The 12540-nt window shown below is 73.1% G+C and carries 13 protein-coding genes; 8 read left to right on the forward strand and 5 right to left on the reverse strand.

All coding sequences use genetic code 11. From position 1 onward, the window contains the following. Positions 1–88 precede the first annotated feature (88 nt). From ACGFT1_RS01585 to ACGFT1_RS01610, 6 genes are all read left to right on the forward strand, one after another. Positions 89–1405 carry an extracellular solute-binding protein gene (locus ACGFT1_RS01585; RefSeq protein WP_373906998.1) on the forward strand — a complete coding sequence of 439 codons (1317 nt, stop codon included), beginning with the start codon at positions 89–91 and terminating at the stop codon, positions 1403–1405. Further along, entirely contained in the window at positions 1402–2388 is a 987-nt protein-coding gene (locus tag ACGFT1_RS01590) for a carbohydrate ABC transporter permease (protein ID WP_373906999.1), read from the forward strand. The genes ACGFT1_RS01585 and ACGFT1_RS01590 overlap by 4 nt, the downstream gene beginning before the upstream one ends. Further along, positions 2385–3290 (forward strand): carbohydrate ABC transporter permease, encoded by a 906-nt coding sequence (locus tag ACGFT1_RS01595; RefSeq protein WP_373907000.1) that lies wholly within the window; start codon positions 2385–2387, stop codon positions 3288–3290. The genes ACGFT1_RS01590 and ACGFT1_RS01595 overlap by 4 nt, the downstream gene beginning before the upstream one ends. After that, positions 3287–4318: a LacI family DNA-binding transcriptional regulator gene (locus tag ACGFT1_RS01600; protein WP_373907001.1), complete on the forward strand. Its 1032-nt coding sequence runs from the start codon at positions 3287–3289 to the stop codon at positions 4316–4318. The genes ACGFT1_RS01595 and ACGFT1_RS01600 overlap by 4 nt, the downstream gene beginning before the upstream one ends. 143 nt (positions 4319–4461) lie before the next feature. Next, positions 4462–4812 carry a VOC family protein gene (locus ACGFT1_RS01605; RefSeq protein ID WP_356819548.1) on the forward strand — a complete coding sequence of 117 codons (351 nt, stop codon included), beginning with the start codon at positions 4462–4464 and terminating at the stop codon, positions 4810–4812. 73 nt (positions 4813–4885) lie between these two features. After that, positions 4886–5296, forward strand: a complete 411-nt coding sequence (locus ACGFT1_RS01610) for a MarR family winged helix-turn-helix transcriptional regulator (RefSeq protein WP_373907002.1) — start codon at positions 4886–4888, stop codon at positions 5294–5296. Between the two features lie 118 nt (positions 5297–5414). Here ACGFT1_RS01610 and ACGFT1_RS01615 read toward each other — a convergent pair whose 3' ends face one another. The 3 genes from ACGFT1_RS01615 to ACGFT1_RS01625 all read right to left on the reverse strand — a co-directional run bounded on the left by ACGFT1_RS01615 (position 5415) and on the right by ACGFT1_RS01625 (position 6962). Then, a complete protein-coding gene (locus ACGFT1_RS01615) occupies positions 5415–5819 on the reverse strand; it encodes an SseB family protein (RefSeq protein ID WP_373907003.1) in 405 nt (134 codons plus the stop codon). Between the two features lie 677 nt (positions 5820–6496). Beyond that, a complete protein-coding gene (locus ACGFT1_RS01620; RefSeq protein WP_373907004.1) occupies positions 6497–6820 on the reverse strand; it encodes a DUF2795 domain-containing protein in 324 nt (107 codons plus the stop codon). A gap of 10 nt (positions 6821–6830) precedes the next feature. Next, the gene (locus tag ACGFT1_RS01625) at positions 6831–6962 is read right to left on the reverse strand and encodes a hypothetical protein (RefSeq protein WP_373907005.1); all 132 of its coding nucleotides are present in this window, start codon (positions 6960–6962) and stop codon (positions 6831–6833) included. Between the two features lie 468 nt (positions 6963–7430). Here ACGFT1_RS01625 and ACGFT1_RS01630 point away from each other — a divergent pair, with 468 nt between their 5' ends. Next, the gene (locus ACGFT1_RS01630; RefSeq protein ID WP_373907006.1) at positions 7431–8282 is read left to right on the forward strand and encodes a CAP domain-containing protein; all 852 of its coding nucleotides are present in this window, start codon (positions 7431–7433) and stop codon (positions 8280–8282) included. 12 nt (positions 8283–8294) lie between these two features. On the opposite strand, the gene ACGFT1_RS01635 is transcribed toward ACGFT1_RS01630, so the two are convergent. Both ACGFT1_RS01635 and ACGFT1_RS01640 read right to left on the reverse strand, forming a co-directional pair. Next, a complete protein-coding gene (locus ACGFT1_RS01635; protein WP_373907007.1) occupies positions 8295–10103 on the reverse strand; it encodes a sigma-70 family RNA polymerase sigma factor in 1809 nt (602 codons plus the stop codon). Positions 10104–10337: 234 nt separating this feature from the next. After that, positions 10338–11048 carry a DUF4232 domain-containing protein gene (locus ACGFT1_RS01640; protein WP_373907008.1) on the reverse strand — a complete coding sequence of 237 codons (711 nt, stop codon included), beginning with the start codon at positions 11046–11048 and terminating at the stop codon, positions 10338–10340. A gap of 318 nt (positions 11049–11366) precedes the next feature. Here ACGFT1_RS01640 and ACGFT1_RS01645 point away from each other — a divergent pair, with 318 nt between their 5' ends. Then, complete coding sequence (locus ACGFT1_RS01645; protein ID WP_373907009.1) at positions 11367–12440, forward strand: NAD(+)/NADH kinase; 1074 nt, start codon at positions 11367–11369, stop codon at positions 12438–12440. Positions 12441–12540 lie beyond the last annotated feature (100 nt).

The raw sequence follows: 12540 nt of genomic DNA on the forward strand, positions 1-12540 counted from the left end.
CCGGCTGGAAGCGCCCGGGTCATGTGAACGTGCACATCTGCATGGCAGGTCCCCGCAGCGGGCGGGGGCCCAGGTCAGGGGAGAAACCATGCCGCACACGAAGCGCCGCCGCCTCGTGACAACCGCCCTCGCCGTCTCTCTCGGTGCCACCGCCCTCGCGGCCTGCGGTTCCGAGGACGGCAGCAAGGCCGAGTCGGGTCCCGTCTCGCTGACGTACTGGACCTGGACCCCCGGCATGGACAAGGTCGTGGACCTGTGGAACAAGGGGCCGGGCAAGAAGGACCGGATCACCGTCACGGTGAAGAAGCAGGCGTCCGGGGACACGCTGGTCACCAAGATCCTCACCGCGCACAAGGCGAAGAAGGCCCCCGACCTGGTGCAGGCCGAGTACCAGGCGCTGCCGACGCTGGTCAGCAACGACGCGCTGGCCGACATCTCCCAGGAGGTCGGCGGCGCCGAGGACAAGTTCGCCGACGGCGTCTGGCAGCAGACCACGCTCGGCACGGACGCCGTCTACGCGGTACCGCAGGACATCGGTCCGATGATGTTCTACTACCGCAAGGACCTCTTCGGGAAGTACGGCTTGAAGGTCCCCACCACCTGGGAGCAGTTCGCCGAGACGGCACGGCAGCTGAAGCGCAAGGCGCCCGACAAGGATCTGACCACCTTCTCCGCCAACGACTCCGGCCTCTTCGCGGGGCTCGCCCAGCAGGCCGGCGCCAAGTGGTGGACGACGTCCGGCGACAAGTGGAAGGTCGCGATCGACGACGCGGCCACCCGGAAGGTCGCCGGATTCTGGGGCGGCCTGGTCAAGGAGGGCGTCATCGACAACCAGCCGATGTACACGCCCTCCTGGAACAAGGCCCTCGACACCGGCAAGCAGATCGCCTGGGTGAGCGCCGTATGGGCGCCGGGCACCCTGACCACGGCGGCGCCGGACACCAAGGGCAAGTGGGCCATGGCCCCGCTCCCCCAGTGGTCGCTGGACCAGGACGCCACCGGCAGCTGGGGCGGCTCCTCGACGGCGGTCACCACCGACTCCGCGCACCAGAAGGCCGCCGCCGAGTTCGCGACCTGGCTGAACACCGACCACGACGCCCTCAACGCGCTGGCCAGGGAGAGCGGCATCTACCCGGCGTCCACCTCCGCCCAGCTCAGCGGCGCCTTCTCCGACCCGCCGGCGTTCTTCGCCGGCCAGCCGGACTTCTACACCCGGGCCGCCGCCATCGCGAAGACCACCGCACCGTCCGCGTGGGGCCCGAACGTGAACGTCGCCTACACGTCCTTCAAGGACGCCTTCGGCGCCGCCGCGAAGAACAGGTCGGACTTCACCGCCGCCCTGAAGGCGATGCAGGACGACACGGTCGCCGACATGAAGAAGCAGGGCTTCGAGGTCGCTCGGTGAGCAGCTCCGCGAGCGGGACGCCGTACGGGGCCGAGGGGGCTCCGCACGGCCACCCGTCACCCAGCACCGTCCGCCGCGCGCGGAGCGCGCCCTACGTCTTCCTGGTTCCCGCCAGCCTGCTGTTCGCCCTCTTCTTCGCGCTGCCCATCGGCTACGCGGTCTGGCTCAGCTTCCGCAAGGCGCACGTCTCGGGGCTGGGCCTCGGCTCGGGTGCCCGCACGGAGGTGTGGGCGGGCGTGGAGAACTACACCGACGCCTTCCGGGACAGCGAGCTGCTGCGGGGCGCGCTGCGCGTGCTCGGCTACGGCTGCGTCGTCGTCCCGGTGATGCTGGGCCTGGCGCTGCTGTTCGCGCTGATGCTGGACTCCGAGAAGGTACGGCTCGCCCCGGTCACCCGGCTCGCGATCTTCCTGCCGTACGCCATCCCCGGCGTGGTGGCCGCGCTGCTGTGGGGCTTCCTGTACCTGCCGGACGTCAGCCCGTTCTACTTCGTGCTCGGCCGGCTGGGTCTGCCGCAGCCGGACCTGCTGGACGGCGGGCCGCTCTTCCTCGCCCTGTCGAACATCGCGGTCTGGGGCGGCACCGGCTTCAACATGATCGTCATCTACACCTCGCTGCGGTCCATCCCGGCGGAGGTGTACGAGGCGGCGAAGCTGGACGGCGCCACCCCCACGCAGATCGCGCTGCGGATCAAGATCCCGATGGTGGTGCCCTCGCTGGTGCTGACCTTCTTCTTCTCGATCATCGCGACGCTCCAGGTGTTCAACGAGCCGACCACCCTGAAGCCGCTCACCAACTCCGTCAGCACGACCTGGAGTCCGCTGATGAAGGTGTACCAGGACGCCTTCGGCCGGAACGACGTCTACTCGGCGGCGGCCGAGGCGACGCTGATCGCCGTCGTCACGCTGCTGCTGTCGTTCGGCTTCCTGCGGGCCGCGAACCGCCGCGACAAGCGGGACGTCAGTCAAGGAGAAGCAGGATGAGTACTCTCGCCGTCCACAAGGCCGCCCCGGCCGCGGGCACCACCCCGGGCACGGCGCAGGGACCGCCGCGGCGCCGCCGGATCGCACCGGTCCCGACGGTCACCCTGCTGTTCGGCGCGGTCTACACCCTGCTGCCGGTCGCCTGGGTGGTGATCGCGTCCACCAAGTCCGGGCACGAGCTGTTCTCCACCTTCACCTTCCTGCCGGGCACCGGGTTCGCCGGCAACCTCGCCGACCTCAACGCCTACCGGGGCGGTGTCTACTGGACCTGGATGGGCAACTCGGCGCTGTACGCCGGTCTGGGCGCCCTGCTGTCGACCGCCGTGTCGGCGGTCAGCGGGTACGCGCTCGCGGCCTACCGTTTCCGGGGCCGCGAGGCGATGTTCGACGTGCTGCTAGCGGGCGTGCTGATGCCGCCGGTGATCCTCGCGATCCCGCAGTACCTGCTGCTGGCGAAGGCCGACCTCACGGACTCCTACCTGTCCGTGCTGCTGCCGCAGATCCTGTCCCCCTACGGTGTCTACCTCGCCCGGGTCTACGCGTCCGCCGCCGTGCCGGACGACGTGGTGGAGGCCGGGCGGATGGACGGGGCGGGCGAGTGGCGGATCTTCACCCGGATCGCGCTGCCGATGATGATCCCCGGCATGGTCACCGTGTTCCTGTTCCAGTTCGTGGCCATCTGGAACAACTTCCTGCTGCCGTACATCATGCTGAGCGACGACGAGAAGTTCCCGCTCACACTGGGTCTGTACACGCTGCTGGAGCAGGGCTCGAACACGCCCGCGCTGTACACCCTGGTGATCACGGGCGCCTTCCTCGCGGTCCTCCCGCTCATCGCGCTCTTCCTGGTCATTCAGCGGTTCTGGAGCCTGGACCTGCTGTCCGGGGCCGTAAAGTCATGACCATGAGCCATACGGGGGGCCGGCGCAGACCGCCGACGATCCACGACGTGGCGCGCGAGGCGGGTGTCTCGCGTGGCACGGTCTCACGCGTGCTCAACGGCGGCCATTACGTCAGCCCCGCGGCCCAGGAGGCGGTCAACGCCGCGATCCGCAGGACCGGTTACGTCGTCAACCGGCACGCCCGTTCGCTGATCACCGGGCGGTCGGACTCGGTCGGCTTCCTGCTGACCGAGCCGCAGGAGCGGTTCTTCGAGGACCCCAACTTCAATGTGCTGCTGCGTGGTTGCACGCAGGCGCTGGCCGCGCACGACGTCCCGCTGCTGCTGATGCTGGCGGGCACGCAGGACGAACGGCGCAGGATCACGCGGTACATCACGGCCGGGCATGTCGACGGGGTGCTGCTGGTCTCCAGCCACTCCGGTGATCCGGTGGCCGAGGAGCTGCGGGAGGCGGGGGTGCCGCTGGTCGCCTGCGGCAAGCCGATCGGCCTCGGTTCGAAGGTGAGTTATGTGGCCGCCGACGACCGGGACGGGGCCCGGGACATGGTCCGGCACCTGCTGTCGCTGGGCCGCCGCCGGATCGGCGTGGTCACCGGCCCCCTGGACACCCCCGGCGGCGTGGAGCGGCTCGCCGGTTACCGGGAGGTCCTCGCCGAGGCGGGCATCGCGGCCGACGAGCGGCTCGTCGTCTCCGGCGACTACAGCCGGGCCAGCGGCGAGGCGGGCGCGGAACGGCTGCTGGCCCGGACGCCGGACATGGACGCCGTGTTCGTCGCCTCCGACCTGATGGCGCAGGGCGTGCTGGCGGCCCTGCACCGGGCCGGGAGGCGGGTGCCGGACGACATCGCCGTCGGTGGTTTCGACGACTCGCCGGCGGCGACCGCCGCCAGTCCGGCGCTCACCACGATCCGGCAGCCGTGGGACCGGATCAGCGCCGAGATGGTGCGGGTGCTGCTCGCGCAGATAGGCGGTGAGGACCCGGCGGCGGTGATCCTGCCGACGGAGCTGGTCCGGCGCGACTCGGCGTGACGGCCGGCACCCGTCGCCGCCTCCCGGCACGGGCTGGGGCCGGCAACCGGTCAGGATCGAAGAAGCGGTGGCGGGTACCGCGGCCCTACGTTGGGAGCACCGGCGGAAACCCGTCGGGCCCGCATCCCGAAGGAGTGAGTCCCATGACCGAGGGTCTCCGGACGATCATCTACCCCGTGCGCGACCTGGACCGCGCCAAGGCCTTGTTCTCCGCGCTGCTGGGTGTCGAGCCGTACGCGGACGAGCCCTACTACGTCGGCTACAAGGCCGCCGGGCAGGACGTCGGCCTGGACCCGAACGGGCATGCGAAGGGCATGACCGGGCCGGTGCCGTACTGGCACGTCACCGATCTCGCCAAGCGGCTCGCGGCTTTGCTGGACGCCGGCGCGGAACTGCTCCAGGACGCGCAGGACGTCGGTGGCGGCCGGCTGATCGCCTCGGTGAAGGACAGCGACGGCAACCTGGTGGGGCTCCTCCAGGACCCGGCCGCCTGAGGCCCGTGGCGGGCCGGTCCGGACCGTTAGTTGCACACTCAACAAGTGGCTGGATCGGTGCTACGGTGCCGGTATGGCAGTCAAGACGGCCGAGGCCCGGCTGGAGGAACGCTGGCGGGGCATTCTCACGGTGCACGCGCGCACGATGTGCGAGATCGACCGCGCCCTGCATCCCCACGGTCTGGGCGCCAGCGACTTCGAGGTGCTGGACATCCTGGCCACCGAGTCGCCCGGTGAGGGTGATCAGTGCCGGGTGCAGAACCTGGTCGGCCGGGTCCATCTCAGCCAGAGCGCGCTGTCCCGGCTGATCGGGCGGCTGGAGAAGGACGGTCTGGTGGAGCGCTCCGTGTGCGCGGAGGACCGGCGCGGGGTGTGGGTCGCGCTCACCTCGACGGGCCGCGCGCTGCACGCCGAGGTGCTGCCGCTCCAGCGGGCCGTACTGCGGCGCATGCTGGCCGAGCGGGAGGGCCCGAGCGGCGGCTGAGCCCGCCCGGCGGGATCTCCGCGCCCTTGCGGGCGGCACGACGCCGGCAACCGGTCCACGGCGTCATGTCCGGCGGCGCGCGCATGCACGCGCCTTCCCGGGTGGTCCGGGCGCGGGGTCAGCGGACGAGCAGGGTGCGTACGCCCTGCGAGGTGAGGGTCAGGCCGTGGGCGGAACTGCCGTCGATGGCGAGGGACAGGTCCTCTTCGGGCCACTGCGAGGCGAGTGCGCCGAGCGGGATCAGGCGGTAGCGGGACACGAACGGCAGCAGCTCGGCCATCTCGCCCTCCGAGGTGAACACCGGGACGATCGGATCGCCGCCGGGCTGCTCGAGGACGGGCAGCGCCACCGTCGAGGCGTCGACGCCCTCCCCGTTGACCGCGTCGTCCGGGACCGGGACGAGTACCTCGCTGTGGGCGAGGGTGTCCAGGGCGGTCTGGTCCTCGGCGTTCACGGCGAGCGCGTCCAGTGCCTGCTGGGCCGGCGTCGGTGTCGGCATGTCGTCGGGTGCGGGTGTTTCCATGGCAGATCCCCAGGTAGCGGCGGTGTTACGGGCCAGCCGGGCAGGCTGCTGCCCGGGCGTGCTCCGCCTCGCGTACCCGGTGGGGTGCGCGACATGCGTCGGGGCCGACGGGAGGTCGCGGGCCGGGCAGGTCCGGTGGGCCGCGTGGACGCGGCCGTGCCTTCCCCCGTGGCGGGGCGCCGGTGAGCGATGCCGGGCCGGGGCCGCCCCGCTTCCCGCCGGGTGACCGGCGCGGCAGCCGGGGCCCAGGTCGTGTCCGGCGTTCCGCGGAGCCGTCGTCCTGGTCGCTGCGTGGTGCCGGTGTCCGTGCCTGCGGTGCCGGTGCCCGTCCTGCGGTGCCGGTGTCCGCCCTGCGGTGCCGGTGTCCGCCCTGCGGTGCCGGTGTCCGTCCTGCGCGGTGTCCGTGCCGGCTCGGCCGTCGGGGCGCCCCGCGCTCCGCGTGCCCGATCGACCCTGATCGGGCGGCCGGCGGGGCCGCTGCCGAGGGGGCTCCGCGGAGAGGGGCCCTGGTGGGCCGAGTTCCGCGGAGAAACCGTCACCGGGCCACCCGCCCTGCCTGTCCGGCACATGTTCGCTGACGCCGGACCGCCGCCCCGGGGTGTCGAGCGGCCCGGGCGGCGCGCGCACGAGCCGCACCGCCGCCCGACCGGGCTGCCACGGGCGTCACCGTGCCCGCTTCAGCGGTCGAACTCCTCGTGGATCGGGGTCTTCGGTTCTTCCCGCAGGTGCTGCGCGACCCCGGGCCTGCCGCCGCGCCGTGCCTGTGGCGCCCGCCGGGTGGTGTCGTGACCGGGGCCGGAGTCCGGGGCCGCCCGGACCGCCCGCGCCACCTCCTCCCGGCCGCCGTACTCCGCGGCGGGAATGCCGCGCAGGGCCCTGACGATCTCGTCCGAGGCGCCCGCCTCGCGCGCGGCCGTGAGCAGCCGGTCCCTGTCCGCCGGGTAGGACACGTCCTTCAGCGCGTCCAGCACCTCGGGGACCCTGGTGTGCGCAGCGCCCATGGCGCCTCCCTCACGCGTCGTCCGCGTCCTCGTCCGGGTCCTCCCCCTCCGCCTGGGACGGGGTGGTGCGCGGCGGCTGCTCCGTCTCGGGGGCCTCCTCTTCCGGTTCGCCCTCGGCCTGGGACGGGGTGTTCTCGCTCATCGGGTCTCCTCCCGCACATGGATCGCATACGCGTCAGCGGCCTCCGGGTACCCCTGCGCCACAGGCCCCTCACCTGGCGGCGTTCGCGTTCCGCTGCCGGTGGGCCGGCGCCCGGCACATCGGGCGGGGACGAGACATCCATCACACCGGGGGCGGCCACTAAGCGCTCCGCATAGTAGAAGCCATTCGGACGACATAAGGGATTTGTCCGGCTTGCCGTGCACACGACCACGTGTCGCGCGGCGCCGCACCGGCCGTTCGGCTCCTCACCGCGTTGCCCGCCGTCCACGCGCTCCTGACGGGCGGTCACGAGAGCGCAAACATCGCTGTCGCGAAGTCAGCATCTCTCGGGCCGCCTGACAAGAGTCGGGCGGGCCTACTACGCGCCTTAGTAAAAAGGGCTCTTTGCGCTGTCTGTGAAGGCGTCCCGAGAATGAGCGCTCGGCGATCACCGAGTGAGGTTGACGTATGGGCCAGCACCGCAAGACGAAGCACTACCGGCGGATAGTCATCACCGCCCTCGCCATCGGCACCGTGGGCGTACCGTCCGTCGCCCTGGCCTGTTCCGACTGGCCGTACGGCCCGGACGGGCAGTCGCAAGCCGCCGCGACGAGCGCGCCCGTGGGGCAGTGGCCGCACGCGCACAGGCATCACCACCGCAACGCCCAGGACACCGCAGTACCGGGAACCACCTCGCCGCCCGCGCCCCGGGGGGCGACCCCTGCGAGCGCCGCGAAGAAGGCCACGGCCCGCCCGACGGCCCGCCCGAGCGCCGCCAGGAAGACCACGGCCCGTCCGACGGCCCACCCGAGCCCCACCAAGACGGCCGCCGCCCACGAGCCCGGGGCGACGACTGCTCCCGGGACGCCCAGGGCCACTCCCTCCGCACCGGCCTCCGCGGTCCCCTCCGCGCCGAGCACCCCGACGCCCACCGCCGCGGCGTCCGGGGTCACCGCCGAGATCGTGCGACTGGTCAACGCCGAGCGGGCCAAGGTCGGTTGCCAGGCCCTGACCTTGGACTCGGCGCTGACCAAGGCCGCGCAGACGCACAGCGCGGACATGGCGGCCCACCAGAACATGTCGCACACCGGTTCCGACGGGTCGTCCCCGGGCGACCGCATCACGGCCGCCGGCTACGCCTGGAGCGGCTACGGCGAGAACGTCGCCTACGGCTACGGCACGGCGGAGCAGGTCATGGCCGGCTGGATGGCCAGCCCGGGCCACCGGGCCAACATCCTCGACTGCTCCTTCCAGGAGATCGGCGTCGGTCTGGCGCAGCCCGGCAGCTACTGGACGCAGGACTTCGCCACCGCCCGGTGAGGGGCGCCGCGGTCACTGCCTGGTGCCGAAGTCCTGGGTCCACCACGGGCCGCCCGAGCCGTTGTGGACGCCCACGCCGAGGTTCTTGAACGAGCAGTTGAGGATGTTGGCGCGGTGACCGGGGCTGTGCATCCAGGAGTCCATGACGGCCTGCGGGGTCTGCTGGCCCTGGGCGATGTTCTCGCCGTACGTGGACCAGCGGTAGCCGGCCGCGGTGATGCGTTCGCCGGGGCCGGTGCCGTCCGGGTCGGTGTGGTCGAAGAAGCCGCGGGCGGCCATGTCGTCGGAGTGGCCCTGTGCGGCCTTGTCCAGCTGCGCGTCCTCGGTGACCGGACCGCACCCGGCGGCAGACCGCTCCTTGTTCACCAGGGCGACCACCTGCGCCACCGTGCCCGCGGGCGCCGGGGCCTGCGCCGGCTGTGTCCGCGCCGGCGCGGGCCGGGTGGCACCGGGCGTGACGCGCGCGGTGCGCTGCGCCTTAGGCGTACTGCTCGTGCCGGCCGGACGCGGGCTCTTGGAGACGCTCGGCTTCTTCGAGTGCGACGCGGACGGTGACGGGGACGCGGACGCGGACGGCGAGGACGAGGTCTCGGCGGGGCGCGGGGCCGCCATGTCGGCGACGGGAGCGCCCGCGGTGTGCGCGGCGGTGGCGTCCCCGGAGTGCGGCCCGGAGCCGGTGCCGAGGTACCAGAGGCCGCCACCCGCGACGCAGGCCGCCACCACGGCTCCCCCGACGGCCCGGCGCCGGTTCCGCCGCCGTCGTCGTGCCTCGTCGCGGGCCGTCGTACGCCGGCGAGCGCCCCGGAGCCCGGCCCGGGCGCCCGGACCGGTACCGTCCGCGCCGTCCGGTTCCGCACCGGTGTCCCCCGCGTCCGGGCCGGTGTGCGCCGCGTACTCGGCGTGCCCCGCGTATCCGGTCTGCCCGGCGTCCGCGGCCGGGTGGGCGGTTGCCGTGTCCGGCGGGACGGGCGCGGCCGAGCCGGTCGTGGTCATGCCCGCCGCGGTCGTGCCGCCCGTGGACGTGCCGGCCATCGCGGACCGTACCGTCGCGAGCAGCGCCGGTGACACGGCGACCAGCGCAAGTCCGGCCAGCAGCCCCTCCGCGGGCAGCAGGCCGCTCCACAGCCCGCCGCACCGCGCGCAATCACGGGCGTGCCGGGCTATTCGCTTGCGCCACAGGGCGGACGGCATGCCGTCCCAGGATCCCAGTACACCGCGCAGTTCCCCGCAGGGCGGCCGGGTGTCGAGCGCCCGTACGACCACGCGGGCCGACTCCAGCCTCGCCTTCATCCGCTGCACTCGTACGGCGGTGTGCTGCGGCGGCACGGCCAGCGCCGCGGCGACCTCGGCCCGGGTCAGTTCACCGGCGCACTCCAGCCACCACAGCGACAGTACCTCCCGGTCGTCCGGCTCCAGCCAGCGGGTGGCGCGCGCGGTCTCCTGGCGCTGGCCGGACAACTGCAGCCGGACGATGGTCAGGTCCACGAAGTCGGCGCCCGGGTCCGCGACGTCGGCGGCCTCCTCGACGGCGCCGGGGGCGAGCTGCCGGTCCTTCCAGTGCGCCCGGACCCGGTTCATCGCGATGGCCACGAGCCAGGAGCGGAAACTCTCGGGGGTCCGCAGGTCGCCGAGCGCGTCGAGGGCGCGGAGCATGGTCTCCTGCACCACGTCGTCGACGTCGACCGAACCGTTCAGGGCCCGGCCCACGATGTTGTACACGAGCGGCAGGTAGGCGCTGACCAGGGCGTCCTGGGCAGCCGTATCTCCCCCTCGGGCGGCGTCGACCAGTGCCGCCGTGTCCACCGTGTGCTGTGTCCTCATCAGAGCTTCCCTGTCCTCGACGCCGAACGATGCTGTCCGTTACCCGGGAGACCGCTGGATGCGGCGCCGATAACAGTTCTTCGGAAAATCGTTCGACGTGAGACTCACAGGGGCGGTGCCACGGCCGCAATGGAGAAGATCACACCGCGACGGTGCCCCGGTCCGGGCGGAGAGTGGCCGCCGGGCCGGGGCACCGATGAGATCAGGACACCGGTCGGTTCGGTGTCCGCCGGATCAGGAGGGCTTCACCGACGAGACCGCCGTCGCGGTGACCTTGTTGTCGCACTCGGCGAACTGCCCGTCGTCCAGAGCGACCTGGTGCGAACCGGCACCGGGCAGGCCGACCACCAGTGTCGGGAACACCGAGGGCGTCGCGCCGGACACGCAGTACCCGTCTCCCTCACCCTGTACCTGCACGAAGGTCAGTTTCAGCCACGCCTTGCCGCCCGGGGCCACCCGCACGGCGGACGCGGTGCCCTTACGGGTCACCGTCAGCGGCACGGAGTGCTGGGGCGAGCCGTTGGCCGCCCCGGCCACCGTCGGGTGGCCCCGCAGCACACACGCCGTCGCGGAGACATTCGTGAACTGGACGATCGCCGCGCCGGTGCCGGTGCCGATGGGACGGTGGACCGCCTGGTACGCCGTCGCCTTGAGCGCCTTCGCCGCACAGACCGACGCGGTGGCGGCCGGGGCGGGCACGGCTGACGTGGGGGCCGCTGACACGGGCCGGGTGGCGGTGGGGGTCCAGGTGACGGCGGGGCGGGTGGTGGCGGGACCGGCGGTGGCCGGTGCCGTGGTCGAAGCGGCAGTGGTGGAAGAGGTCTTGGCGATCGGTGTGCCCACCGCCGGTGCCGCACTCGCCGACTGGCAGGCCGTCAGCGAAAGGGTGGCGGCGACGGCGGCCAGGGCCGCCGCGCTGACGCGGCTGGTGTGTCGGTTCTGCATGGGTTCCCCCGATGTGTGCGGTGCGTCCAGGACGACCGGCGCGGCGCCGGTACTCACGTGCACAGACCGGTCGCCGGGGCTCCGGGTTCCCGTGAGCCGGTCCTGTGACACGGCGGTGACGGGATCAGGTCCGGTCCGTCACAGCGGCCGGGCCGGGCGGGGTTCCGCTCGATACCCCGCCGCCGGTTCCCGGACGCCGGGCGAGTCTCCCGCGCCGCGTCCCGGGCGGCGTGGCGCGCGCCGGGCGGGCCCGGTCCGCGGCGAGGATGGCAGCCGGGGACGAGCCGGCTGGGAGGCGGGTGTGCGGGTGTGGCGCGTATGACGGTGAACCGGGTCGGCCTGGTCGTGCACGGCGGGCGTGCCGAGGCGGTGGCCGCCGCGCGGGCGGTGCGTGAGTGGTGCGCCGAGCACGCGGTGGGCTGCACCGACATCGACGTGTGGCGGGAGGGCGCGCGGCACAGCGCCCGGGAGGAGGTCGAGGCCGCGGGCGATCCCGACCTGGTCGTCACCCTGGGCGGTGACGGCACGTTCCTGCGCGGCGCCCGGCTGGCGGCCGAGAACGACGCCATGGTGCTCGGCGTCGACCTGGGCCGCGTCGGCTTCCTGACGGAGGTTCCGGCCACGGCGGTGCGGGCCGCGCTGGACGCCGTACGGGAGCGGCGGATCACCGTGGAGAGCCGGATGCTCCTCACTCTGCGGGCGTCGTGCCGGCTGGAGGTGCCGGCGCAGATGGAGGCACTGCTGCGGTACGGCCGCGGGCCCCTGCTGCCGCCGCCCCGGGTGCGAACGGACTGTACGGCGGGCGGGGACTGGGGAGTGGCACTCAACGTCACCGCGCTGAACGACGTGGTGGTGGAGAAACTGGCGCGGGACCGGCAGGTGTCGGTCGGGGTCTATCTGGCCGGCCGGCTCCTGGCCGCCTATTCGGCCGACGCGCTGTTGGTGGCGACGCCCACGGGCTCCACCGCGTACAGCTTCGCCGCGGGCGGCCCGGTGGTCTCGCCCCGGGTGGAGGGGCTCGTCTTCACGCCGGTCGCGCCGCACATGGTGTTCAACCGCTCGGTCGTGGCGGCGCCGGATGAGCCGATCGCGCTGCGCGTGCTCGAACGGTCGGGTCAGGCGGCGGTCAGCATCGACGGCCAGCTGCGTGGTGTGCTGAGCCCCGGGGACTGGATCGGCGTGTATGCCGCGCCCCGCCGGCTGAAGGCGGTCCGGCTGGGTCCGACGGACTTCTACGGGCGGCTGCGCGAGCGCATGAACCTCACCGACGCACCGGCCGCGCTCGCCGACGGGGCCGCGGCGCCGCTGTGGCCGGTGACCACGCCACCGCCGGAGGACCTGGCCCACCTGGCCATGCCGCCGGCACCCGACGACGCGCCGTGGCCGTCCTGAGCCGACGGGCCGTCCGGAGCCGACGGGCCGTCCGGAGGTGCCGCGGCCGGCACCGGCGCTGACCCGGATGGCCGTTCGGCGCCCGGGGCGCTGCCGCGCC

Source organism: Streptomyces sp. Y20 (genome assembly GCF_043195475.1).
Taxonomy (GTDB): Bacteria; Actinomycetota; Actinomycetes; order Streptomycetales; family Streptomycetaceae; genus Streptomyces.